This is a genomic window from Cellulomonas sp. NTE-D12, from assembly GCF_027923705.1.
In the GTDB taxonomy this organism is placed as follows: Bacteria; Actinomycetota; Actinomycetes; order Actinomycetales; family Cellulomonadaceae; genus Cellulomonas.
Window position 1 is genome coordinate 2,442,057 of the sequence record NZ_AP026442.1, and the last position, 23,449, is coordinate 2,465,505.

Annotated in this window: 25 protein-coding genes and 2 tRNA genes; 5 read left to right on the forward strand and 22 right to left on the reverse strand. The window is 74.2% G+C overall.

Going from position 1 to position 23,449, the window contains the following annotated elements; translation table 11 throughout:
- Window positions 1–8 precede the first annotated feature (8 nt).
- From mutM to QMF98_RS11320, 11 genes are all read right to left on the reverse strand, one after another.
- Window positions 9–914 (reverse strand): bifunctional DNA-formamidopyrimidine glycosylase/DNA-(apurinic or apyrimidinic site) lyase, encoded by a 906-nt coding sequence (gene mutM / locus QMF98_RS11270; RefSeq protein WP_337973129.1) that lies wholly within the window; start codon window positions 912–914, stop codon window positions 9–11.
- Between the two features lie 6 nt (window positions 915–920).
- On the reverse strand, window positions 921–1,664 hold the full coding sequence (gene rnc, locus QMF98_RS11275) for a ribonuclease III (protein WP_337973130.1): 744 nt from the start codon (window positions 1,662–1,664) through the stop codon (window positions 921–923).
- A gap of 20 nt (window positions 1,665–1,684) precedes the next feature.
- Complete coding sequence (gene rpmF, locus QMF98_RS11280) at window positions 1,685–1,882, reverse strand: 50S ribosomal protein L32 (protein WP_263729217.1); 198 nt, start codon at window positions 1,880–1,882, stop codon at window positions 1,685–1,687.
- A gap of 2 nt (window positions 1,883–1,884) precedes the next feature.
- Window positions 1,885–2,463 carry a YceD family protein gene (locus QMF98_RS11285; protein WP_337975610.1) on the reverse strand — a complete coding sequence of 193 codons (579 nt, stop codon included), beginning with the start codon at window positions 2,461–2,463 and terminating at the stop codon, window positions 1,885–1,887.
- A 96-nt stretch (window positions 2,464–2,559) separates the two neighbouring features.
- Window positions 2,560–3,045 carry a hypothetical protein gene (locus QMF98_RS11290; protein WP_291759106.1) on the reverse strand — a complete coding sequence of 162 codons (486 nt, stop codon included), beginning with the start codon at window positions 3,043–3,045 and terminating at the stop codon, window positions 2,560–2,562.
- Window positions 3,042–3,602 carry a pantetheine-phosphate adenylyltransferase gene (gene coaD / locus QMF98_RS11295; RefSeq protein ID WP_337973131.1) on the reverse strand — a complete coding sequence of 187 codons (561 nt, stop codon included), beginning with the start codon at window positions 3,600–3,602 and terminating at the stop codon, window positions 3,042–3,044. The genes QMF98_RS11290 and coaD overlap by 4 nt, the downstream gene beginning before the upstream one ends.
- Window positions 3,603–3,638: 36 nt before the next feature.
- A complete protein-coding gene (gene rsmD / locus QMF98_RS11300) occupies window positions 3,639–4,190 on the reverse strand; it encodes a 16S rRNA (guanine(966)-N(2))-methyltransferase RsmD (RefSeq protein WP_291759109.1) in 552 nt (183 codons plus the stop codon).
- Window positions 4,187–5,827: a DUF6297 family protein gene (locus QMF98_RS11305; RefSeq protein ID WP_337973132.1), complete on the reverse strand. Its 1,641-nt coding sequence runs from the start codon at window positions 5,825–5,827 to the stop codon at window positions 4,187–4,189. The genes rsmD and QMF98_RS11305 overlap by 4 nt, the downstream gene beginning before the upstream one ends.
- The gene (locus QMF98_RS11310; RefSeq protein WP_337973133.1) at window positions 5,824–6,519 is read right to left on the reverse strand and encodes an ABC transporter ATP-binding protein; all 696 of its coding nucleotides are present in this window, start codon (window positions 6,517–6,519) and stop codon (window positions 5,824–5,826) included. The genes QMF98_RS11305 and QMF98_RS11310 overlap by 4 nt, the downstream gene beginning before the upstream one ends.
- 92 nt (window positions 6,520–6,611) lie before the next feature.
- Window positions 6,612–8,837 (reverse strand): ATP-dependent DNA helicase RecG, encoded by a 2,226-nt coding sequence (locus QMF98_RS11315; protein ID WP_337973134.1) that lies wholly within the window; start codon window positions 8,835–8,837, stop codon window positions 6,612–6,614.
- A 46-nt stretch (window positions 8,838–8,883) separates the two neighbouring features.
- Window positions 8,884–10,458, reverse strand: a complete 1,575-nt coding sequence (locus tag QMF98_RS11320; protein ID WP_337973135.1) for a DAK2 domain-containing protein — start codon at window positions 10,456–10,458, stop codon at window positions 8,884–8,886.
- Between the two features lie 260 nt (window positions 10,459–10,718).
- Between QMF98_RS11320 and rpmB the strand changes: the two genes are divergently transcribed.
- Both rpmB and QMF98_RS11330 read left to right on the forward strand, forming a co-directional pair.
- Window positions 10,719–10,910, forward strand: coding sequence for a 50S ribosomal protein L28 (gene rpmB / locus QMF98_RS11325; RefSeq protein ID WP_263729226.1), 192 nt, complete (start codon window positions 10,719–10,721; stop codon window positions 10,908–10,910).
- A 148-nt stretch (window positions 10,911–11,058) separates the two neighbouring features.
- Window positions 11,059–11,580 carry a GNAT family N-acetyltransferase gene (locus QMF98_RS11330; protein WP_291759119.1) on the forward strand — a complete coding sequence of 174 codons (522 nt, stop codon included), beginning with the start codon at window positions 11,059–11,061 and terminating at the stop codon, window positions 11,578–11,580.
- 4 nt (window positions 11,581–11,584) lie between these two features.
- On the opposite strand, the gene QMF98_RS11335 is transcribed toward QMF98_RS11330, so the two are convergent.
- Window positions 11,585–12,553, reverse strand: a complete 969-nt coding sequence (locus QMF98_RS11335) for a thiamine-phosphate kinase (protein WP_337975611.1) — start codon at window positions 12,551–12,553, stop codon at window positions 11,585–11,587.
- A gap of 50 nt (window positions 12,554–12,603) precedes the next feature.
- Here QMF98_RS11335 and QMF98_RS11340 point away from each other — a divergent pair, with 50 nt between their 5' ends.
- Complete coding sequence (locus tag QMF98_RS11340) at window positions 12,604–13,122, forward strand: DUF3515 family protein (protein ID WP_348773406.1); 519 nt, start codon at window positions 12,604–12,606, stop codon at window positions 13,120–13,122.
- A gap of 37 nt (window positions 13,123–13,159) precedes the next feature.
- On the opposite strand, the gene QMF98_RS11345 is transcribed toward QMF98_RS11340, so the two are convergent.
- Window positions 13,160–14,284, reverse strand: coding sequence for a D-alanine--D-alanine ligase family protein (locus tag QMF98_RS11345; RefSeq protein ID WP_337973137.1), 1,125 nt, complete (start codon window positions 14,282–14,284; stop codon window positions 13,160–13,162).
- A gap of 40 nt (window positions 14,285–14,324) precedes the next feature.
- Between QMF98_RS11345 and QMF98_RS11350 the strand changes: the two genes are divergently transcribed.
- Window positions 14,325–15,482 (forward strand): trans-sulfuration enzyme family protein, encoded by a 1,158-nt coding sequence (locus QMF98_RS11350; protein WP_337973138.1) that lies wholly within the window; start codon window positions 14,325–14,327, stop codon window positions 15,480–15,482.
- On the opposite strand, the gene QMF98_RS11355 is transcribed toward QMF98_RS11350, so the two are convergent.
- From QMF98_RS11355 to leuC, 6 genes are all read right to left on the reverse strand, one after another.
- Window positions 15,483–16,526: an NAD(P)H-dependent glycerol-3-phosphate dehydrogenase gene (locus QMF98_RS11355; protein WP_337973139.1), complete on the reverse strand. Its 1,044-nt coding sequence runs from the start codon at window positions 16,524–16,526 to the stop codon at window positions 15,483–15,485.
- Window positions 16,523–17,266: a lysophospholipid acyltransferase family protein gene (locus tag QMF98_RS11360; protein ID WP_337973140.1), complete on the reverse strand. Its 744-nt coding sequence runs from the start codon at window positions 17,264–17,266 to the stop codon at window positions 16,523–16,525. Before QMF98_RS11360 ends, QMF98_RS11355 begins: the two co-directional genes overlap by 4 nt.
- A 22-nt stretch (window positions 17,267–17,288) precedes the next feature.
- Entirely contained in the window at window positions 17,289–18,614 is a 1,326-nt protein-coding gene (gene murA / locus QMF98_RS11365; protein WP_291759138.1) for a UDP-N-acetylglucosamine 1-carboxyvinyltransferase, read from the reverse strand.
- A gap of 157 nt (window positions 18,615–18,771) precedes the next feature.
- A complete protein-coding gene (locus tag QMF98_RS11370; RefSeq protein WP_337973141.1) occupies window positions 18,772–19,377 on the reverse strand; it encodes an HU family DNA-binding protein in 606 nt (201 codons plus the stop codon).
- A 109-nt stretch (window positions 19,378–19,486) separates the two neighbouring features.
- Complete coding sequence (leuD, locus tag QMF98_RS11375; protein ID WP_337973142.1) at window positions 19,487–20,155, reverse strand: 3-isopropylmalate dehydratase small subunit; 669 nt, start codon at window positions 20,153–20,155, stop codon at window positions 19,487–19,489.
- Between the two features lie 16 nt (window positions 20,156–20,171).
- Complete coding sequence (leuC, locus tag QMF98_RS11380) at window positions 20,172–21,629, reverse strand: 3-isopropylmalate dehydratase large subunit (RefSeq protein ID WP_337973143.1); 1,458 nt, start codon at window positions 21,627–21,629, stop codon at window positions 20,172–20,174.
- A gap of 126 nt (window positions 21,630–21,755) precedes the next feature.
- Between leuC and QMF98_RS11385 the strand changes: the two genes are divergently transcribed.
- Window positions 21,756–22,475 carry an IclR family transcriptional regulator gene (locus tag QMF98_RS11385; protein ID WP_263729237.1) on the forward strand — a complete coding sequence of 240 codons (720 nt, stop codon included), beginning with the start codon at window positions 21,756–21,758 and terminating at the stop codon, window positions 22,473–22,475.
- Between the two features lie 74 nt (window positions 22,476–22,549).
- Here the strand turns inward: QMF98_RS11385 and QMF98_RS11390 are convergent.
- From QMF98_RS11390 to QMF98_RS11400, 3 genes are all read right to left on the reverse strand, one after another.
- A tRNA-Glu gene (locus QMF98_RS11390) sits at window positions 22,550–22,622 on the reverse strand.
- An 89-nt stretch (window positions 22,623–22,711) separates the two neighbouring features.
- Window positions 22,712–22,783: transfer RNA gene (locus tag QMF98_RS11395), tRNA-Gln, on the reverse strand.
- Window positions 22,784–22,974: 191 nt separating this feature from the next.
- Window positions 22,975–23,430 (reverse strand): DUF6912 family protein, encoded by a 456-nt coding sequence (locus QMF98_RS11400; RefSeq protein ID WP_337973144.1) that lies wholly within the window; start codon window positions 23,428–23,430, stop codon window positions 22,975–22,977.
- Between the last annotated feature and the right edge of the window lie 19 nt (window positions 23,431–23,449).

Here is a 23,449-nt window from a genome sequence, read left to right on the forward strand (position 1 = left end):
GGCTCCCGTCAGAGGTGCGGCTGCCTCGGTCGCGGCTGGCAGCGGGGGCACAGGTACGACGAGCGGTTCATGAACTCCTCCCGACGCACCGGTGTGCCGCACCGGGGGCACGGGCGACCCGTCTGACCGTAGACCGCCAACGACCGGTCGAAGTACCCCGAGGCGCCGTTCACCGCGACGTACAGCGCGTCGAAGCTGGTCCCGCCCGCTGCCAGCGCCTCGCGCATCACCTCGGCCTCTGCCTCCAGCAGCCGCAGCCCGTCGGCCCGGCGCAGGCCTGCCGTCGGCCGGGCGTAGTGCAGCCGCGCACGCCAGAGGCCCTCGTCCGCGTAGATGTTGCCGATGCCGGACACCAGCGTCTGGTCCAGGAGCGCCCGCTTCAGGCCCGTGCGGCGGGAGCGGATCGCGTGCACCACGGCGGCCGGGTCCAGCGCGGGGTCCAGCACGTCACGGGCGATGTGCGCCGCCGGCGCGGGTATCGCCGGCAGTGCGGAGCCGAGGCCCCCGGCACCACCGTCGGGCGTGGGGACGAGGTCGGGCACGGACAGGTGGCCGAAGGTGCGCTGGTCGACGAAGTCGAGCCGCGACCCGTCGTCGAGCTGCAGCCGCACGCGCAGGTGCGGGTGCTCGACGGCCTCGTCGTCACCCGGCGGGTGCACCCGCAGCTGTCCGCTCATCCCGAGGTGCGCCATCAGGGCGTCGTCGTCGGAACCCAGCAGCAGCCACAAGAACTTGCCCCGCCGGACCGCTGCCGTCAGCGGCCGCCCGGCCAGCCGCGCGGCGAAGTCGAGTGGTCCGCCGTCGTGCCGGCGGACGCTGTAGTCGCGGTGCACCTGCACCCTGGCGACCGTGCGTCCGACGACGTGCCGCGCCAGACCGTCGCGTACCGTCTCGACCTCGGGCAGCTCCGGCAAGCGGTCTCAGCCGCCGAGAGTGCGGCCGTCAGCCACGGCCTGCGCCTCTGCCTCGTCCTGGGCGTCCCGGAGCGCGCCCAGGGCGAGATAGCCCGCCTCGGCCGCCTCCTGCTCGGCGATCTTCTTCGCCGAGCCCACACCCGTGCCGCGCACCTCGCCGCCCACCACCACCTGGGCGGTGAACACGCGCGCGTGGTCGGGGCCCTCGCCCGTGACCAGGTACTCCGGTGCGCCCATGCCGAGCGCGGCGGCGAGCTCCTGCAGGGAGGTCTTCCAGTCCAGCCCGGCTCCGAGGTCCGCCGCCCGCGTGAGGGTCGGTCCCACCAGCCGGTCCACCAGCAGCCGCGCCGTCTCCAGGCCGTGGGTCAGGTAGACGGCGCCGAAGACCGCCTCGAGGGTGTCCGAGAGGATCGAGTCCTTGTCCGCACCACCCGTGGCGAGCTCACCCTTGCCGAGGAGCACGAAGCGGCCGAGGTCCAGCTCCCGGGCGACTCCCGCGAGGGCGCGCTGCGACACCGTCGCCGCACGCATCTTGGCGAGGTCACCCTCGGGGTGGTCCGGGTGCTCCCGGTAGAGCCGCTCCGTGACGACCACGCCGAGCACCGAGTCGCCGAGGAACTCGAGGCGCTCGTTGGTCGGCAGACCCCCCGCCTCGTGGGCGAAGGACCGGTGGGTCAGGGCAAGCACGAGAAGCTCGGGGTCCAGGTGGACCCCGAGCTTCGTCAGCAGCTGATCGGCCGCGGTGCTCATCACGAGATCACCGCGCGAGGTCAGACGCCCTCGAACTCGCTGCGCACGGCCTGGGCGTACTGCCGGCCGTTGTAGGTGCCGCAGGAGGGACACGCGACGTGCGGCTGCTTGTCAGCCTTGCACTGCGGGCAGGTGGTGAGCGGCGTGGCAGTGGTCTTCCACTGCGAGCGGCGCGCCCGGGTGTTGCTGCGCGACATCTTGCGCTTCGGAACAGCCACGGCTAGCTCTCTTTCGTCTCGTCATCCTGGCCGACCAGGCTGCCCAGGGCAGCCCATCGGGGGTCAAGCGTCTCATGCGTGTGGTCCGGGTCGTCCGCCAGGTGCGCGCCGCACTGCGGGCACAGGCCCGGGCAGTCCGGCCGGCACACCGGCTGGAACGGCAGCGCAGGCACCACCGCGTCCCGCAGCGCGGGTTCGAGGTCGATCAGATCGCCCTCGAGCTCCCGCACGTCCTCCTCGTCGTCACCGTCCTGGATCGCGACCGCCGCACGTTCGGGGTACACGTACAGCTCGGCCAGGTGCACCTCGACATCCTCGAGCACCTGGTCCAGGCAGCGCACGCACTCCCCGACGGCCTGGCCGCGAACCGTTCCGGAGACCAGGACCCCCTCGGTCACCGCCTCGAGCCGGAGATCCAGCTCGAGTTCGGATCCTTCAGGGATGCCGATGACCGCCGTGCCGAGGTCGGCGGGGGCCGCCACCGTCCGGCGCTCGGGTCGCATCGACCCCGGTGCCCGGCCCAGCTCGTGCGTGTCCAGCACCAGGGGCGAGCGGGGATCGAGCTGGCCAGGGCGCTGCACGGCAGGTGTCCCCTCGTCGATCTCGGTCCGGACCACCACCGGCAGGACCAGCCGGCAACTCTACGGCACCCGGTAGGGCGCGCCAAAACGCAGCGACTACAGGCCCGCGGCGCCCAGGCGCCCCGCGAGCTTCGCGCGACCGGCCTGCACCTGGCTCAGCACCTTGCCCAGGTCGATCTCGAAGTCCGCCAGTCGCCGGTCGCAGTAGTCGTCGGCATCGCGCCGCAGGGCGTCGGCCTGCTCCTGCGCGTCGGCGAGCAGCTGTGCCGCGCGGTCGCGGGCCTCGACGGTGATCGCCTCGGCCTCGACGAGCCGGTCGGCCTGCTCCCGAGCGCGAGCGAGGATCGCCTCGGCCTCGGAGCGGGCGTCCGCACGCGCCGCGTCGGCGTCGGCCAGCAGTGCGTCGGCCCTGGTCAGCTGCGCCGGCAGGGCCGCACGGGCCTGGTCGACGAGGTCGAGCAGCTCCGCGCGGTTCACCAGCACGGACGACGACATGGGCATCGCGCGCGCCTGCTCCACCGCGGCCGCCAACGCCTCCAGCACGCCCTGCACACCGCCCGTGCGGTCGTCGATCTCGCTCACCACGTCACCTCCGTCGCTGCCGACACGCTCGGGCCGTCGGAGCTCGTCGCGACCCCCGCACCGCGCCCGGTACCGGCTCCCTCCGCCGCAACCGCCCGCAGGACCGCCTCGGCGACACCCGGCGGGACGAGGTCGTCGATCCGCCCGCCGTGCCGGGCCACGTCCTTCACCAGTGACGACGCGATGTGAGCCAGCGCCGTGTCGCCCGGGACGAACACCGTCTCGACGCCGGACAGGTGCCGGTTCATCAAGGCCATGGCGAGCTCGGCGTCGACGTCCGCACCGCCGCGCAGGCCCTTCACCACGGCGTCGGCACCCGTCTCACGCAGGAAGTCGGCGAGCAGCCCGTCGGTGGCGGCCACGCGCACCCCGGGCAGGTCCGCCACGGCCTCGCGCACCAGCCGCACGCGCTCGTCCACGCCGAGCAGAGGGCGCTTGGCGGAGTTGTGCGCGACCGCGACGACCACCTCGTCGAACATCGACCGCGCGCGCCGCACCACGTCCAGGTGGCCGAGGGTCACGGGGTCGAACGACCCGGGGCAGACGGCGAGGCTCACGGTGCCAACCTACGCCGGGCCGGTGCGCGAACGCCGTCAGGACGTCGTGGCGAACCAGACGTGGGTCTCGCCGTAGCCGCGCTCGCCGTCCGCCACGAGACCGTCCGGCCACGTGGGCCCGGCTCCCCGGGCAGAGCGCTCCACGACGACGACGGCGCCCGGCGCCAGCGCCGGCACCAGGGCGGCGAGGACGTCGTCGAGCGCGGCGGCGGGGACGTCGTAGGGCGGGTCCAGCAGCACGAGGTCCCAGGGCGCTGCGGCGGGGCGCGCGACGAACCGTTCGACGCGCTCTGCCACCACCTGCACGCGCGCGGCGAGGCCCAGCGTGGTCGCGTTGCGGCGGCACACGTCCGCCGCGGCACGGGCCGCCTCGACGAGCGTCACGGTGGACGCGCCCCTGCTCGCCGCCTCGAGGCCCAGCGCTCCGGACCCGGCGTACAGGTCGAGCACGCGGGCACCGGCCACCGCGTCGCGGTGCTCCAGCCGGGAGAACAGCGCCTCCCGGACGCGTTCGCTGGTGGGACGGGTCCCGCGCGGAGGGACCTGGAGGGTGCGACCGCCGGCCGAGCCCGCGACGATCCGGGTCACGGACGTCCCGTGCGAGCGCCGGTCTTCTTCTTCTCCTCCTCGAGGAGCTCCTGCTGGCGGGCCATCCAGTCCATGACGCCGCCCGTCGCCAGGGAGGACGAGATCAGCACGGCGACGACCGCCAGCGCGGCCTGCACCAGTAGCAGCGTGGGGCTCACGGTGCGCAGCAGGACGGCGATCCAGGTCGGGAGCAGGCCGAGGACCAGCACGTCCGGCCCACGGGCGATCACGGAGGCGACCCCGGTCGGCAGGGCGCCCATCGGCGTGGACACCAGCGGCTTGTTCCAGTCGGGCGCCGGTCGGTACGCCGCCCGCACCGCACCGGCGGCCCAGACGGGTGTCCCGGCCACCGCGAGCGCCAGCCAACCGGGCACGTCCGCCGCCCAACGCCCGAGCCCGGCGAACACGACCAGGTTCCAGACGAGCATCACCCCGCCCGGCACCACCATCCGCAACCGACGCACCGTCTTCGCCCCGAGCGGCAGCGCGCGGTCGAGCACAGGCGCCATCTCGCCGCGACGAGCACCTTCGGCCGTCGCGCTCTGCGCCACCATGCCGGACAGCAGCAGCGCGAGCAGGACGGCCGCCGGGGCCGCGAGCTGCGGCACGACGGTGGCGAGCAGCGGGATCAAGGCGGCGACCACCAGCTGGACCACGTGCCGCGACGAGCGTCGCAGCAGCACGAGATCGGCGGTGATCAGGGCGCTGGTGGCGCCGCGGACGGTGCGCAGGCGCGAGACACGGCGCCGGGCCGGCGACTCACCGCCGGCGGACAGCGCGCGGCCGAGCTCGCGGGAGTCCATCGAGACGACGGCCCCGACCGCCTGCGTCACCACGGAGCCGCTCTCACGCAGCGTGCGGGCAGGCATGCGGTCCAGCCGGCGGTCCACCACGGCCGCGAGCGCGACGACCGCGAGCGCCGCGACCACGAGCAGGGGCCACGACGGGACGGGCAGCGCCCCGACGCGCGTGCCCGCGAGCGTCAGGCCGATCGCGACCAGCGGCGCGGCGGCCAGCACGAGGTCGCCGACCAGGGCGGTGTGCCGACGGGCGACACCCAGCGACTGGCCGACGGCCGCGAGCAGGACCAGCAGCACCGAACCGAGGGCGCCCGCCGCGGCGGCGCGCAGCACGCGGCCACCGCCGTCGGCCAGCAGACCGGCGTCGAGCAGGGCCACGACGACCGCACCCGCAGCGGCGGCGACGAGCGGCAGCCGCCGAGCCGCCGGCCGCAGGAGGCCGCGACGCGGGACCGGGAGGCTCAGCCACCAGGACGCCTCGGCACCGCCGGCTGCGACCGGGCCGAGGCGGCCCGACAACGACACCAGCACGCCGACGAGTCCCGCGACCAGGACGGCCACCAGCGTCGGCAGGTTCAGCCCGTGCGGCGCTGCCACGGCCGGAGCGGGCGGCAACGCCACGCGCAGCTGCTGCGCCACACCGAGCGCCACGCCGACGGCGATCGCCAGCATGATGACCGCGTAGTACACGTCCGACAGCAGCGAACCGACGCCGGCGCCGGCCCTGGTACGGCCCGCCGCCGCGGTGAAACGTCGGACCGCCTGCGCGGACGGCAGCTCGCCGCGCTCCCCCGGCAGGACCGCGGGCGTGCCGTCGACCGCCTCCGACGAGGTCACGCCGGCACCTGGGCGATCAGCGCAGCCCCGTCCTCGGCCGACAGCAGCTCGCACCGTTCCTCGTCGACGTGCAGCGCCCGGTCCGCCACGCCGAGCACCAGTGCGGGGTCGTGGGTCGCGACCAGGACCGCGCCTCCCGCGGCCTTCTCGGCTCGCAGACGCTCCATCAGGCGCGCGTGCATCCGCCGGTCGAGCCGTTGCTCCGGCTCGTCCAGCACCAGGAGGGATCGCGGACGGGCGAAGCCCGCGGCGAGCAGCAGCCGACGCCGCTGACCGGACGAGAGGGCCACCGGCAGGGCCCGCGCGTGCTCGGTGAGGCCGAACTCCTCCAGCAGCTCGTCCACCCGGTCCCACGCGTCCCGCACGCCGTGACCGCGCGCGACCAGGTACAGGTGCTCCGCGACGGACAGGGACGGGAAGTAGGCGTCGTCGTCGAGCACGCTCGAGACCTGCGTGCGGAAGCCGATCTCGCGCTCGTCCACCTCGGAGCCGAAGACCTCCAGCCGCCCCTTCATCGGCTCCAGGAGCCCGATCACGGCACGCAGCACGGTGGACTTGCCTGCGCCGTTCGCGCCCACGAGCGCAAGGGCGCGGCCGGGCTGCAGGGTGAAGGTGACGGGTGCGCACACCGGGGCGCCGCCGTAGCCGACGAGCAGGTCCTGGGCGCGGACGGCGGGCAGGGGTTTCGGCACGACGGTCAGGGTAGACCGAGCGGGCGACCGTCCCGTGGGCCGGTCGGGGTGCCTGGGTGCAGGGCGTCGCGGTGCCATCCCGGTGGGCGGCCTCAGACCCGCTCGAGGAACTCCTCGCGGTCACCGGTCAGCCGGTCGGCGATCGCGGCGTCGAGCGGTGGCCAGCTCCGCAGCTCCGGGTCGTCCGCCACGAACCGCGTCGCATCTGCGCGGGCGCGTTCGATCACCTCCACGTCGCGGGCGACGCGGAGCAGCCGCAAGGAGCTCGTCCCGCCGGACTGCGCCGCTCCGAGGACGTCTCCCTCGCGGCGCAGCTCGAGGTCGGCGGCCGCGAGGGCGAACCCGTCGGACGTGGTGGTCAGCGTCGTCAGCCGGTCCCAGGCCGGTGTCCCCTCCGTCGCGTGCGAGACGAGCAGGCAGGTGCCGGGCGCGGTGCCGCGGCCCACCCGACCACGCAGCTGGTGCAGCTGGGACAGGCCGAACCGGTCGGCGTCGAGGACCACCATCACCGTGGCGGCCGGGACGTCGACGCCGACCTCGATGACCGTCGTGGTGACCAGCACGGGCACCGTCCCGGCGGCGAAGTCGGCCAGCACCTGGTCCCGGGCCTCCGCCGGCAACCGGCCGTGCAGCAGGCCGATGCGCACGCCGGCGAGCTCCGGGCGGTTGCCGAGGTCCTCCGCCACCTCGAGCACGGCGCGCAGCGGTCGGCGCGGACCGGCCGCGCCCTCGTCGTCGAGCAGGTCGGCGCCGTCCAGCTCAGCCTCCGGCGAGAGGGCCGACGCGTCGTCGGGATCGATCCGTGGGCAGACGACGAACACCCTGCCCCCGGCATCCACCTGCTCGCGCACCAGGGCCCACGTCCGGGCCATGTAGGCGGGTCGGTCCGCCGCCGCCATGAAGGTGCGTACGCCGCTGCGTCCGGCCGGCACCTCGGACAGGACCGACGTCTCGAGGTCCCCGAACACCGTCATGGCGACGGTCCTGGGGATCGGCGTCGCGGTCATCACCAGCAGGTGCGGAGTCGCCTGCGCCTTGGCGCGCAGCAGGTCGCGCTGCTCGACGCCGAAGCGGTGCTGCTCGTCCACCACGACCAGCCCGAGGTCGGCGAACTGCACGGTCGAGGAGAGCAGCGCGTGCGTCCCGACGACGATCCCGGCCCGTCCTCCCGCCGCATCGGCGAGCGCCTCCCGTCGGACCGCCGCCGGCTGGGAGCCCGTCACCAGCGTGACCCGGGTCGCCACGTCGGCCCCGCCGAGGAACCCTCCCTCCGCCAGATCGCCGAGGAGGGCCCGGAGGGTCCGGGCGTGCTGGACCGCCAGCACCTCGGTCGGGGCCAGCAGGGCGGCCTGCCCGCCGGAGTCGACCACCTGGAGCATCGCGCGGAGGGCCACCACCGTCTTGCCCGATCCGACCTCGCCCTGCAGCAGCCGCTGCATCGGGTGGTCGCCGGCCAGCTCATGCGACAGCACCTGCCCGACCTCACGCTGGCCCGCGGTCAGGGTGAACGGCAGCCGGGCGTCGAAGGCGTCCAGCAGACCCTCCGCGCGGCCGGGGCGTCGCACGGCAGCCTGCTGCGCCGCCTGCACCCGCCGGCGGGCCAGCTCGGCCTGGAGGACGAACGCCTCCTCGTACCGGAGCCGGTCCTGCCCACGACGCCAGTCGGCGTCCACGTGCGGCTCGTGCACGTCCGTCAGAGCCGAGCGCAGGGTCCCCAGGCCCTGGTCGGCCCGCACCCGGGGCGGCAGCGGATCGAGCACGTCGTCCTCGTCCAGACCAGCGAGCAGCCCACGGATCGCCTCCCGGATCTTCCACGACTCGATGCTCTTCGACGCCGGGTAGATCGGGATCGGCCACGCCGCCTCCGCGCGGTGCCGCTCCTCGTCCAGGTCGTCGCCGAGGAGCGTGAACGCCGGGTGCAGCAGCTGCAGCTTGGGGCCGTATCGGCTCACCGTTCCGGTGAACATCGCCCGGCGACCCGGCAGCAGCACGCCCTCGTGGTACTTCAGGACGCCCGTCCTGGCGGCGAAGAACCCGAGGTCGAGGCGACCGCGCCCGTCGGTGACCACCGCCTCCAGCAGCCCCCGGCCCTGTCGGGTGGTCCGTAGGGTCACCTGGACCACCTGGGCGACGACCGTGACGTGCTCGCCCTCCCGGAGGCCCGCCAGGTCCGTCAGCTGCCCGGGCTCGGCGTAGCGGCGCGGGTAGTGCCGCAGCAGGTCCCCCACCGTGTGCAGGCCGAGTCCCCCCAGCGCCTTGGCCGCTCCCTTCGACACCACGGCCGTCAGCGGGCGGTCCAGAGGGCGGTCGGAGCGCACGGCCGACGTACTGGCACGCGATGCCGCGCTCGAACGGTCGGCCACCTCAGTCCACCCCGATCCGCCACGCCGGTCCGGAGCCGACCGGACCGACCGGCACCGCGTCGAGGTCCGGGAACCGGTCCGCGAGCGCGCCGAGCACGGCGGCGCCGTCCCGCAACGGGTGCGCGTGCTGGAGGGTGACGGCCTGCGCGGACGGCAGCTCCGCGACCAGCCGGTCCACGGCGCGCACCACGTCGCCGACTGCGTCCGCCGCCTCGACGTCACAGCTGCGCAGCCGGAGCAGTGCGGCGCGCGCCTGTTCGGCCCGTCCGGCCGCGGCGCCACCGTGCGTGCCGAGCAGTGCGAGGGACGCGACGGCCGTCCGCAGCACGCCCACCGCCGTGTCCACGGCCTCCACCCGCACCCCGGGCAGCTCACCGCCGACACCGTCCGGGTCGACCAGGAGCCGGGCGGCTGCGGCGGCCTCCTCGGTTCCGGGGAGCACCACCACATGGTCGGAACCGGTGTCCGCAGCCGCGCGAACCAGGTGTGCCGCGTCCACGGGCGCCTCCGGGCACTGCACGACCACGACCGCACCACCGGTGGCGAACCAGCCGGCGGTCGCGGGCGACGCCGTCCCGATCACCACCCCGAGGTCGTCGCCCGCGGCCACCTGGGCGGCCGCCCCCTCGACGAGCCGCACCACCACCTGCTCGCGCGACCCGGCGGCCCCGCCCGCCTCGATGGCGGCCGCCGGCAGGTCGGTGTGCACGTGCAGGTGCCACAGGTCGTCCGCACCGACGACGGCGACCGAGTCGCCGACCTCGGCGAGCGCAGTCCGCAACCGGTCCCCCACCGCGGCGTCCGGCGCGGAGGGGCGGACCAGCATCATCACCTCGAAGGTGCCGCCGAACCCGGGTGCGTTCCGACCACCCGTCCGTGGGCCGCCCACCGGGAGCCAGTCCGGGGCGCCGGTCAGCGGAGCCGGTTGCCGGCCGGTGGGCGCCAGCAGCGCGCGCTCGAGCGCCTCGAGCAGCACCAGCAGGGCGCAGGCGCCCGCGTCGACGACGCCGGCCTGCCGCAGGACGGGGTTCCCCGCGCTGACCTGGCGCAGCTCCGCTCGCGCCTCCCGAACGGCCGCACCGAGCACCTGGTGCGCCGGCCGGCCGGCGCGGGCCGAACGGCTCGCGTGCTCGCCGACCTGCCGCGCGACGGTGAGCACAGTCCCCTCCTGCGGCAGCGCGACCGCGCGGGCGCTCTCGGCGGCGGCCCGCACCAGCGCCCGTGCCAGCAGCTCGCCGTCCGTGCCCGCCGCGCGGCCGGGGACGACGTGGGAGACGTCGCCGAGCCCGGCGGCGAACCCCTCGAGGTACTGGCTGAGGATGACGCCGGAGTTGCCGCGCGCCGACCGCACGCATCCCAGGGCGAACGCGCGCGCGACCTGCTCGGCGTCCGCGGACCGCGGCACCCGCGCTGCCGCCGCCGCACCCCCGGCCACCGTCAGCCGGACGTTGGTGCCCGTGTCCGCGTCCCGCACGGGGAACACGTTCACCGCGTCGATCCGGGCGGCCGACCACGCCATCGCGTCGGCGGCGGCCACGGCCCAGGCCCGCACGACGGCGCCGTCCAGCTCCTCCATCGACCTCCCCCTCGTCGCGGCCTACCCTGCCCGGGACCGCCGACATCGCGACCGCCCGCGCCATTTTGGACCCCACCGGACCGTGGGCTAGTCTTGTCCGGTTGTCCGGCCGGTCCGGACCACTGGTGGTGCCCGGCTCGGCTCCCATCGTCTCGCGACGGTGCCGGCGGCCGTGCGGAGCGCCCCACCTGGCGGACGGAGCTCGATCTCCGGCCCGTCCGGCCCTCGAACCATGCACCACTGAAGACCAGGAGAAGATCGTGGCTGCCAACTGCGACGTCTGCGCCAAGGGCCCGAGCTTCGGGCACTCCGTCTCGCACTCGCACATCCGCTCGAAGCGGCGCTGGAACCCGAACATCCAGCGCGTGCGCGTGGTCGTGGCCGGGACGCCGAAGCGGCTGAACGTGTGCACCTCGTGCCTCAAGGCCGGGAAGGTGCAGCGCGCGGTCTGACCGACCGGTCGAGCGTCACCGAAGGCCCGTGGGCTCAGCCCGCGGGCCTTCGTGCTGCCCGGGGGCGTCGACCAGCCGTCCTCGTGCCGGTGGACCCTCGCACCGCCGACGCTGCCACCGCCACAGGACGCTGTGGCATCGTGAGCCCATGGAGCAGCCCGACGAGGTGGTCGTCCGCCTGGCCGACGTCCACGACGCGTCCGGAATCGCCGAGGTGCACGTCCGGTCGTGGCAGGAGGCCTACGCCGGCATCGTCCCCGACTCGTACCTGGCGGACCTCGACCCCCACGAGCGCACCCCGGTCTGGGCGGACCTGCTGAGCAGGGGCCCCGCCGACGAGGTGCGGACCTGGGTCGCCGTGGTCGGCGACCGCATCGTGGGCTTCGCATCGCTCGGGCCCGGCCGCGACGAGGACAGCCTCAGGGCGGACCGCGAGATCTACTCCATGTACCTGTCCCCCGAGCAGTGGGGCCGCGGGGTCGCGCGGGAGCTGATGCGCACGGTGATCGCGGAGGCCGGCGCCGGCCGGCGCCTCGTCCTCTGGGTCATGGCGGACAACGAGCGAGCACAGCACTTCTGGCGCCGCCACGGGTTCCAGCCGGACGGCATCGAGAAGTACGAGGACGTCGGCGGTGCCGAGCTGCTCGAGGTGCGCTACCGCCGAGGCTGACGGGTCAGCCGCCGAAGTGGTCCCACCCCGGCGCGACGTCGGGCACGGCCCCGGCGACGAGCACCCCGGGACGGCCGCCGTGCGGCACCGGGCGCACGTGACCGACCACCCGGAACGGCTCCGGGAGCACGGCGCCGGGCGGGAACGTCGCGAGCAGACCGTGGTCCTCGCCGCCACCCAGCACCCAGCTGCGGGCGAGCTTCCCGAGCGCGCCGGCGGCATCGGCCAGGCGGTCCAGGTCGTCTCCGAAGGCGTCCTCCGCGCGGTCGAGGTCGATCACCACGCCGCTCGCGCGTCCCACCCGACCGGCATCGCGCAGCAGGCCGTCCGACACGTCGATCATGGCGGTGGCGCCGGCGCGAGCCGCCGCCGGCCCGGCGTCCAGCGGGGACGTCGGGCGCAGGTAGGCCGCCACCAGCTCGTCGTCCAGGTGTCCCCGGCCGGCGAGCAGCAGGTCGAGGCCCGCCGCCGACCAGCCGCGGACGCCGGCGTGCGCCACCACGTCGCCCGCCCGGGCACCGGACCGGCGCACCGGCGCCGCACCCTCGAGGTCACCGTGCGCCGTCACGCTGACCACGACGAGCGGACCACCGGACAGGTCGCCGCCCACGACGCCGACCCCGAGCGGACCGCACACCGCGGCGAGCCCCTCGGCGACGCCGACCGCCCAGTCGACCGGCAGGTCGCCCGGCATCACGAGCGCGACCACCAGGGCCGTCGGCCGGGCGCCCATCGCGGCGACGTCCGCGAGGTTCTGGACGGCAGCCCGCCGGCCGACGTCCATCCCCGACGACCACTCCCGACGGAAGTGCTGGTTCTCCACCAGCACGTCGGTGGTGACCACCACCCGGCCGTCCGGGGCGTTCACCACAGCGGCGTCGTCGCCGGCGGCGACCAGCGTCAGCCGGCCCCGCGGGAGCACCGGGACGATGCGACGGAGCAGCGCCTCCTCGGAGAGGTCACGGACGAGCAGGTCAGCCACGGCGGCCCACGCTAGCGCTACGGTGGCGTGTGCCCCTCCCGATGCCCGCCTGGCGGCGCCGTGCCGTCCTGCGGACCTCCGCTCTGCTGAGCGCCGCCGTGGCCGCCGGTCCTCTCGCAGGCTGTGCGAGCACCGTGCCCGTCGCCGTGGCGACGCACGCGACGGACCCGGTGTGCGCCGAGGTCGTGCTCAGCACGCCGGACGTGCTCAGTCCGGGGCTGCACCGGCTCGCGACCTCCGCGCAGGCCACCACGGCCTGGGGGACCGAGCAGGCACCCGTCGTCCTGCGGTGCGGGGTCGAGCCGCCGGGGCCGACCACCGAGCGGTGCGAGACGATCCAGACACCCAACGGCCCCAGCATCGACTGGCTGGTGATCCCGGCCGATGCTGCCGCCTCGAGCACGGGCGCGCCGACCGACTGGACGTTCGTCACCTACGGACGCGTGCCGGCGGTCGAGGTGCACGTGCCGGCCGAGGTGGCCGCACAGCGCTCGACGTCGTTCCTCGACGCGCTGGGGCCGGCGATCGCGCGGACGGCGAAGGAGCGTTCCTGCGTCTGACCGTCCCGACGGGCGACCGCCCTGGGCGTGGCGGTGCTCAGCGCAGGCCGGTGGGCCGTTCGAGCGCGAGGCGCAGGAGCTCGTCGACAAGCGTCGGGTAGTCGGTACCCGTCGCGGCCCACATCCGCGGGTACATCGAGAACGGCGTGAACCCCGGCATCGTGTTGATCTCGTTGACCACCACGTCGCCGTCGGGCGTGACGAACACGTCGACGCGGGCCAGACCCTCGCAGCCGACGGCGTCGAACGCCTGCACCGCGATCGCCCGGACCCGCTCGATGACGTCCGCGGGCAGGTCGGCCGGGCACTCGAGGCGCACGCTCGCCTCGTCGAGGTACTTGGCCTCGAAGTCGTAGAAGGCGTGCCGGTGATCGGTGACGACGATCTCCCCCGGGAGCGACGCCCGTGCCGGCCGGCCGTCCACGCCGCCCAGCACGCCGCACTCGATCTCGCGCCCGACGATCGCCGCCTCGACGACGACCTTGGGGTCGTGCTCTGCCGCCGCGCGGATCGCCGTCTCCAGGTCCGCCCAGTCGTCCACGCGGCTGATGCCGAGGCTGGACCCGGCTCGCGCGGGCTTGACGAACACCGGCAGGCCGAGCTCCTGCACGCGCGCGACCACACCCGCGGGGTCCCGGTCCAGCTCGCCGGGACGCACCACGCGGTACGGCCCGACAGCCAGCCCCTGACCGGCGAAGACCAGCTTCATCATCTGCTTGTCCATGCCGACCGCGGAGGCGAGCACGCCGGCCCCGACGTACCGGACGTCGGCCAGCTCGAGCATCCCCTGCAGCGTGCCGTCCTCACCGAACGGGCCGTGCAGCAGCGGGAACACGACGTCCACGGTGCCCAGCGCCTCGGCGACCCCTCCGCGCAGCACCTGCAGCTCGCGGTCGTCGACCGCCTGCGGCAGCAGCACGCGCGCCGGGGCGTCCGTCACCTCCGGCAGCCTGCCGCCGGTGATGGCCCAGCGGTCCGGGTCGTCGTCCACCAGCACCCACCGACCGTCACGGGTGATGCCGACGGCGAGCACGTCGTAGCGGTCGCGGTCGATCGCGCGGAGCACTCCCCCTGCGGTGACGCAGCTGATGGGGTGCTCGCCGGACCGGCCGCCGAACAGCACCATGACCCTGGGGCGGCGCGGGGCGGGAGTGTCGGACATCGCGCCGACCCTACCCCGAGCAGCGGGCTAACCTGCGCGGGTGAACGACACGTCGGAGCACCCGATCGGCCTGTCCCCCGCCACGCTGGCAGTCACCGCAGGCAGGCCGCCACGGGCGCAGGGCGCTCCGGTGAACCCCCCGATCGTGCTCTCCTCGACGTACGTGTCCCAGGGCGTGCCGGGCCCGGGCGAGCTCGTGTACACGCGCAGCGGCACCGAGACGTGGCGCCCGTTCGAGGAGGCGCTCGGACAGCTCGAGGGGTCCGCCCGTCCCGCCCTGCTGTTCGGCTCCGGCATGGCGGCGGTGGCAGCGGCGCTCTCGCTGGTGCCCACCGGCGGCACGGTCGTCGTGCCGCGGCACGCCTACCAGGTCAGCCTGGGCCTGCTCGACGAGCTCGAGGCACGAGGAGCCCTCACCGTGACGCGGGTCGACATCGCCGACACCGACGCGGTGGTCGGAGCCCTCACCGGGGCGGCGATGCTCTGGGTGGAGACGCCGACCAACCCGATGCTCGAGGTCGCCGACCTGCCGGCGCTCGTGGCGGCGGCGCACGGCGTCGGCGCTCTCGTGGCGGTCGACAACACGTTCGCGACCCCGCTCGGTCAGCGGCCCCTGACGCTCGGCGCCGACGTCGTCGTGCACTCGGTGACCAAGTACCTCGCGGGCCACAGCGACGTCGTCCTGGGCGCAGCGCTGGCGGACGACGAGACCCTCCATGCTCGCCTCCTGGCGCACCGGACGGTCCACGGCGCCATCGCGGGGCCCTTCGAGGCGTGGCTGGCGCTCCGCGGGCTGCGCACGCTGGCCCTGCGGGTCGAGCGGTCACAGGCCACGTCCGCCGAGCTCGCGCGCCGCCTGGCGGACCACCCCGGCGTCGCCGAGGTGCGGCACCCGAGCCTGCCGGGTGACCCGGGGCACCGGCGCGCCGCACGCCTGATGGAAGGCTTCGGCTCGATCCTCTGCGTCCGGCCCACGGGCGGACCGGCCGTCGCGGACGCGGTGGTCGGCGCCGTCCGGCTGTGGGTCCCCGCGACCAGCCTGGGCGGGGTGGAGTCGTCGCTCGAGCGCCGTCGGCGATACAGCACCGAGTCACCCACCGTCCCGGACGACCTGCTCCGGCTCTCCGTCGGCATCGAGGACGTGGAGGACCTCTGGTCCGACCTCGACGCGGCGCTGAGGGTCGCGACGCACCGCTAGCTAGATGCCCTCGGCCTTCGTCGGCCGACCCAGCAGCAGCGGGGCGAGCTCGTCCACCGGCAGGTCCTCGTAGAGGACGCGCACCACGGCCTCCGTGATGGGCATCTCGACGCCGCGGGAGCGGGCGAGGTCCAGCACGGGTCGGCACGTCTTGACGCCTTCGGCGGTGCCGCCCGTCGCCGTGATCGCCTCCGCCAGCGACATCCCCGCGCCGAGGTGCACACCGAGGCGGTGGTTGCGGGAGTCGGGCGACGCGCACGTCGCCATCAGGTCACCCATGCCGGCCAGACCGCCGAACGTGTCGGCATCGGCGCCCAGGGCCAGACCGAGCCGGGTGATCTCCACCAGGCCCCGCGTGATCACCGTGGCCATCGTGTTGAACCCGAGGCCGCGGCCCTGCGAGATGCCCACCGCGATCGCGATGACGTTCTTCACGGCACCGCACAGCTCGACGCCGACCACGTCGGGGTTGGTGTAGGGCCGGAAGTACGACGACCGCACGGAGCGCGCGACGAAGGCGGCGGTGTCCGGGTCCGTGCTGGCGACGACCGTGGCCGTCGGCTGCCGCTGGGCGATCTCGTGCGCGAGGTTCGGTCCGGAGATGACCGCGACCCGCCCCGCCGGCACGTCGAGCGCCTCGGCGACCACCTGGCTCATCCGCCGGTCGGAGGACAGCTCGACGCCCTTCATCAGGGACACGACGACGGTGTCCGGACCGATGGCCGACCGGAGGGGTTCGAGCAGCGCCCGCGCACCCTGCGACGGCACGGCGACGGCGACCAGGTCGGCTCCCCGTACCGCCTCGACGACATCGGCCTCGGCGGTGACGGTCGGTGGCAGCGCCACCCCGGGCAGGTAGGCCTCGTTGCGGTGCTCGTCGCGGATCTGCCGGCACACCTGCGGGTCGCGGCCCCAGACGGTCACGTCACAGCCGGCGTCGGCCAGCACCATCGCGAACGTGGTGCCCCAGCTGCCCGCCCCCAGCACGGCTGCGCGGGTGGCCGTGCCCGACGGGCGCGCGCCCGAGGTCGCGTCGTCCGTCACGACGCCGACGGAGTGCTGGTCGCCCCGCCACGACCACCCGGAGGCGGCACGAACCGCACGGCGGGGGCCTGCTCGCCGCGGATGCCCTCGAGCAGCCGCGTGATCGCCTCCATCACACGCTCCGTCGCCTCGCGCAGCGTCGCGGAGTCCATCGGTCGGTCGTACAGGTCGTCGAGCACCACGGGGGGCCCGGCGAGAACCTCGACGTGCGCCCGGGGGAACAGGTGCGGCACCTTGCCGTAGCGCGCGAGCAGGTGGTGCGCCCCCCACTGGGCGACCGGGATCACCGGGGCCCGGGTGGTCAGCGCGAGACGGGCCACACCGGTCTTGCCCTGCATCGGCCACATGTCCGGCTCGCGCGTCAGCGTCCCCTCGGGGAACACGACCACGCACTCACCGTCCCGGACGGCCTGGGCGCCCGCGTCCAACGACTGACCCGCGGCGCTGCTGTTGCGCTGCACCGGGATCTGGCCGGTCCCGCGCAGCGCGGCGCCGATCACGGGTGCCGTGAACAGGGACGCCTTCGCCAGGATCCGCGGCACCACCCCGTTGTCCCAGAGGAAGTGCGCCAGGGTCAGCGGGTCGGCCTGCGTGACGTGGTTCGCCGCGACGATGAACCCGCCCTCCCTGGGCAGGTTCTCCACCCCCTGCCAGTCCCGCCGCGTCGTGGCGAAGAGGACGGGGCGCACGACGGCGGCCACACGGCGGTAGGCGCGGTTCGCTCGCGCGGGGGTCGGCACGGCGACGATGCTAGCCGCAGCGTCAGCGCGGCTCCTCCCGGCTGAACTGCGCACCCAGCGCCTCGAGCTTGTCGGTGAACCGCTCGTACCCACGGTCGATCAGGCTGATGCCCCGCACGGCCGACGTGCCCTTGGCGGTCAGCGCCGCGATCAGGTGGCTGAACCCGCCGCGCAGGTCGGGCACCTCGATGTCCGCGGCCGACAGGGGGGTCGGTCCGGAGATCACGGCGGAGTGGTAGAAGTTCCGCTGCCCGAACCGGCACGGCCGGCTGCCGAGGCACTCCTTGTACACCTGGATGGTCGCGCCCATCCCGACGAGCGCGTCCACGAACCCGAAGCGGTTCTCGTACACCGTCTCGTGCACGATCGACAGGCCCTTGGCCTGGGTCAGCGCCACGACCAGCGGCTGCTGCCAGTCCGTCATGAACCCGGGGTGGACGTCGGTCTCGAGCTGGATCGAGTTGAGGTCGCCGCCCGGGTGGAAGAACCGGATGCCGTCCTCCTCGACGGCGAACTCGCCGCCGACCTTGCGGAACGTGTTGAGGAAGGTGGTCATCTCCGGCTGCGTGGCGCCACGGACGAACACGTCGCCCCCGGTCGCCAGCGCCGCCGAGGCCCACGAGGCCGCCTCGATCCGGTCCGCCAGCGCGGTGTGGCTGAAGCCGACGAGCCGCTCGACGCCCTCGATCCGGATCACCCGGTCGGTGTCGACGGAGATGATCGCGCCCATCTTCTGCAGGACGTTGATCAGGTCCATGATCTCGGGCTCGATCGCCGCGTTCGCCAGCTCGGTGATGCCCTCGGCGCGCACGGCCGTCAGCAGCAGCTGCTCGGTGGCGCCCACGCTGGGGTACGGCAGCGCGATCTTGGTGCCCTGGAGCCGCTGCGGGGCGACGATGTGGATGCCGTTGGGCCGCTTGTCCACCACCGCGCCGAACTGCCGAAGGATGTCGAGGTGGTAGTTGATCGGACGGTCGCCGATGCGGCAGCCGCCCAGGTCCGGGATGAACGCCTCACCGAGGCGGTGCAGCAACGGGCCGCAGAACAGGATCGGGATCCGGCTGGACCCGGCGTGCGCATCGATGTCCGCGACGTGCGCGGACTCCACGTCGGTCGGGTCGATGCGGACCGTGCCGGCATCGGCGTCGACGTCCACCCGGGCGCCGTGCAGGTCGAGGAGCCCCGTCACCACCTGCACGTCCCGGATCTCGGGGACGTTGCGCAGGACGCTGGGCGTCTCGCCCAGCAGGGCGGCGACCATCGCCTTGGACACGAAGTTCTTGGCGCCGCGGACGGTGATCTCACCGTTCAGCGGGTTGCCACCGTCGACGTACAGCAGGTCGGCCATCGCACCATCGTCTCTCATGGGTTCACGAGCCCCGGACCGCGGTCCCGGGTGCGGCGAGGATCCCACCCGAAACCCTCACAAGCCACCCGGGAGGTCCTCCGGTGGCACACAGGGAGCCGTGCGCCGTTCCGTCCTGGTCACGAACGCGGTGCGTGCCTCAGTGCTTCCCCTTGGACGACTTCTTCGCCCCGCGTGCCTTCGCCGAACCGGACGACGCCTTCGTCGTCGCGAGCTTCTTGCCCTTCTTCCCCTTCGCGGGCTTCGCGCTGTCGGCGTGCTTGGAGCCCGTGGGCTTGCCCTTGGACGTGGACTTGCGCTGCGACTTCGGCTCGACCTTCTGCCAGCCGGTCGACGCCGTGCCCGACGTCCCGACCGAGGCCGCCTCGTCCGTCGCTCGCGGCAGCGGTTCGGCGTCGGTGGGGACCGCCGCCGGTGCAGCCGGGTGAGCCGCCGCGGGGAGCCGTCCCGCCGGCGCGGCGCCGGCGTCCCCGCTGACCAACGCCTCGCGCAGCTGGACGCCCGGCCGGAAGCGGGCCACGGTCGTCGCGGCCACCTCGACCGCCGCCCCGGTCCGCGGGTTCCGGGCGGTGCGCGCGGACCGAGCGACCGGCTCGAACGTCCCGAAGCCCGTCAGGGCGACGCGTTCGCCCGCGACGAGCGCCGCCGTGATCTCGTGCAGCACCGCGTCGACCGCGTGCGCCGCCTGCGCGTGGCTCGCTCCGTCGCGTGCCAGACGTGTCGCGAGCTCGGACCTGCTGACCATCGGATCCTCCTCGGTGTCGGACGTGCTCCCACGCTAGGTGGTGCACGCCGCGCCCGAGGCCGGCACGCGGGACCAGATCGCGAACGACGTCTGGTCCCGCACCGAGCGTTCAGCTGGGGCGGGAGGCGCCCAGCTCGACGTGCACCACGGGCCGGGCCGCGACGATGGCGACCGGCGGCAGGTGCTTGGCCGGCAAGGTGGCGGGCCGCCACGCCTCACGACGGGCCTCGAACTCCGTGATCTCGGCCTCGTGCTGCAGCGTCAGGCCGATGTCGTCGAGGCCCTCCAGCAGCCGCCAGCGGGTGTAGTCGTCCACCGCGAACGGCACCACGACGTCGTCGCACGTGACCGTCTTCGACTCCAGGTCCACGGTCACCTCGGTGCCCGGGTGCGTCTCGAGGACCTTCCACAGCAGCTCGACGTCCTCCTGGGCGACCTGCGCGGCGAGCAGCCCCTGCTTGCCGGAGTTGCCGCGGAAGATGTCGGCGAACCGCGCCGAGATCACCACGCGGAACCCGTAGTCCTTCAGCGCCCAGACGGCGTGCTCGCGCGACGAGCCGGTGCCGAAGTCGGGACCGGCGACCAGCACCGAGCCGCTGCGGTAGGCGTCCTGGTTGAGCACGAAGGCCGGGTCACCGCGCCAGGCGGCGAACAGCGCGTCCTCGAAGCCCGTGCGGGTGACCCGCTTGAGGTAGACCGCCGGGATGATCTGGTCGGTGTCGACGTTGCTGCGGCGCAGCGGGACCCCGACGCCGGTGTGCTGGGTGAACTTCTCCATCGTCGTCGTCCTCGTCTCAGGCGGTCAGCAGGTCGGGGGTGAGGGGCGAGCCGTCCGGGGAGACGACGTCCGGCCCGAGGTCGGACACGGACGACAGCGTCCCGCGGATCGCGGTCGCGGCCGCCACGAGGGGCGACACGAGGTGCGTGCGACCGCCCTTGCCCTGCCGGCCCTCGAAGTTGCGGTTGGACGTCGAGGCCGACCGCTCGCCCGGCGCCAGCTGGTCCGGGTTCATGCCGAGACACATCGAGCAGCCGGCGTTGCGCCACTCCGCACCGAAGTCCAGGAAGATCTTGTCCAGGCCCTCCGCCTCCGCCTGGAGGCGGACGCGTGCCGACGACGGCACCACGAGCACGCGGACGCTCTCGGCCTTCTGCCGGCCCTTGACGAGCTTCGCGACGGCGCGCAGGTCCTCGATCCGTCCGTTGGTGCACGAGCCGATGAAGACGGTGTCCACCGCGATCTCCCGCAGAGGCTGCCCCGGCGTCAGGCCCATGTACTCGATCGCCCGCTCGGCCGCGACGCGCTCGTTGGCGTCCGCGATCTGCTCGGGCACCGGCACGTTGCCGGACAGCGGGAGCCCCTGGCCCGGGTTGGTGCCCCACGTGACGAACGGCTCGAGGTCGGCCGCCTCCAGCACCACCTCGGCGTCGAACTGCGCGTCGTCGTCCGACCGCAGCGTGCGCCAGTACTCCACGGCCGCGTCCCAGTCGGCCCCCTCGGGAGCGTGCGGACGGCCCTTGAGGTACTCGAAGGTCGTCTCGTCCGGCGCGATCATGCCGGCGCGGGCGCCGGCCTCGATCGACATGTTGCAGACGGTCATCCGGCCCTCCATCGTCAGGGACCGGATCGCCTCCCCGCGGTACTCCAGCACGTAGCCCTGACCGCCGCCGGTGCCGATCTTGGCGATGATCGCCAGGATGATGTCCTTGGCGCCGGCCCCCTGCGGCAGCTGACCGTTCACCGTGATCGCCATGGTCTTGAACGGTGCGAGCGGCAGCGTCTGCGTGGCGAGGACGTGCTCCACCTCGCTGGTGCCGATGCCGAACGCGAGCGCGCCGAACGCCCCGTGGGTGGACGTGTGCGAGTCGCCGCACACCACCGTCAGGCCCGGCTGCGTGAGGCCGAGCTGCGGACCGACCTGGTGCACGATCCCCTGGTCGGCGTCGCCGAGCGAGTGGATCCGCACGCCGAACTCGGCCGCGTTGCGCCGCAGCGTCTCGATCTGGGTTCGGCTGGTCGGGTCCGCGATCGGCAGGTCGATGTCGAGCGTCGGGGTGTTGTGGTCCTCGGTCGCGAGCGTCAGGTCGGGACGACGCACCCCCCGACCCGCCAGCCGCAGGCCCTCGAACGCCTGGGGACTGGTGACCTCGTGCACCAGGTGCAGGTCGATGTAGAGCAGGTCGGGAGCCCCGTTCGTGCCGCGACGCACCACATGTGCGTCCCAGACCTTCTCCGCCAGCGTGCCGGTCATAGGTGAGTCCCGTCTCGTCGTGCTGTCCCGTGTCCTCGTCGTCGGCGTCAGCCTCGGTACGAGTCGCTGCGCGACCCGCCGAACCCGCGGCTTGCATCTCAGGGTTCGAGACGCCAATATCGACCTATGGACAACTCTAGCGGAGTCGGCGTCCTCGACAAGGCCGCCTCCGTCCTCAGCGCCCTCGAGGCCGGCCCGGCGACGCTCGCGCAGCTGGTCACCGCCACCCATCTTGCCCGTCCCACGGCGCACCGCCTGGCCGTCGCGCTCGAGCACCACCGCCTCGTCGCCCGTGACCTGCAGGGACGCTTCGTGCTCGGACCTCGGCTGTCCGAGCTGTCGACCGCCGCGGGCGAGGACCGCCTCCTCGCGACCGCCGGCCCCGTGCTCGCCGCCCTGCGGGACCACACGGGTGAGAGCGCGCAGCTCTACCGCCGCCAGGGCGACATGCGCATCTGCGTCGCCGCCGCGGAGCGTCCGGTCGGCCTGCGCGACTCGATCCCGGTCGGCGCGACGCTGACGATGCTCGCCGGCTCGGCCGCCCAGATCCTGCTCGCCTGGGAGGAGCCTGACCGGCTCCACCGCGGGCTCCAGGGCGCGAAGTTCACCGCCACGATCCTGTCCGGGGTGCGCCGACGGGGCTGGGCGCAGTCGGTCTCCGAGCGCGAGGTCGGTGTCGCGTCCGTCTCGGCGCCCGTGCGCGGACCGTCCGGGCGGGTCGTCGCGGCCGTCTCCGTGTCCGGTCCGCTCGAACGGCTCTCCCGACAGCCCGGCCGGCTTCACGCCGCCGCGGTCGTGTCCGCCGCGAACCGCCTGACCGAGGTGCTGCGCCGCACCGGCGACTGACCTCGAGGTCGACGTCCACGACGCGGCGACAGCACGACGAAGGCCCGGTCACCTCGGTGACCGGGCCTTGTGCGTACCCCCGACCGGATTCGAACCGGCGCTACCGCCGTGAGAGGGCGGCGTGCTAGGCCGCTACACAACGGGGGCCTACGCCTTCGCGGCCGGAGCCGCGCGTGCGGATGAACACTCTACCCGATGCCCGGACTCAGCCGGACAGCGGACCAGCGGTGCTCACGCTGGGGTACCAGGACTCGAACCTAGACTAAGTGAACCAGAATCACTCGTGCTGCCAATTACACCATACCCCATGGGGGTATGACCTCCGCGATCCCGACGCACTCGGACGAGAGCGACAGGAGCAGCCCGGGGGCCGTACCGGCGGTGAACACTACCGGAGCCGCGGGGGCGGGTCCAACTCGCTGCAGAGCCGGCCCGTGCGCGGCCCGGCCAGGTCCCCGACCACACCGCGCCGGTCAGCAGTTCCGGCCGGGTGGCCAGGTCAGCGCGGGATGCGGCCGAACTCGCTCACGTCGTACCAGAGCAGGTCGCGGTCCTCGAGCCGCTGCACGGCTGCGTCGTCCCCGGCGACCGCGGCGACGACGTCCGCCGCGGCGGAGGGTTCGTCCACGTGCGCGCACACCACCGCGTCGGCAGGCACTCCCGAGAGGACCGTCACCGCGGTCACGTCGGCGTCCGGGTCCGCATCCGGTACCACCGACTCGTCCGGCACGTCGGCCGCGAGCACCAGTCGCAGTCGCGGCACGCCGGGCCGGTCCGCCAGCAGCGCCAGGCTCTCGTCGGCGGCGACGAGCTGAGCGACGAACTCCCAGCCCTCGTCGTCCTCGTCCGGAAGAGCGGCGCGCAGTGCCGCCGTCACGGCGTGGGCGCGCCGTGGACCACCATCGGCAGCGAGGTGGTCGAGCTCGTCGAGGGTTGCCGGCAGGTAGACGCGCACGGGGCCAGTCTGCCGGGCC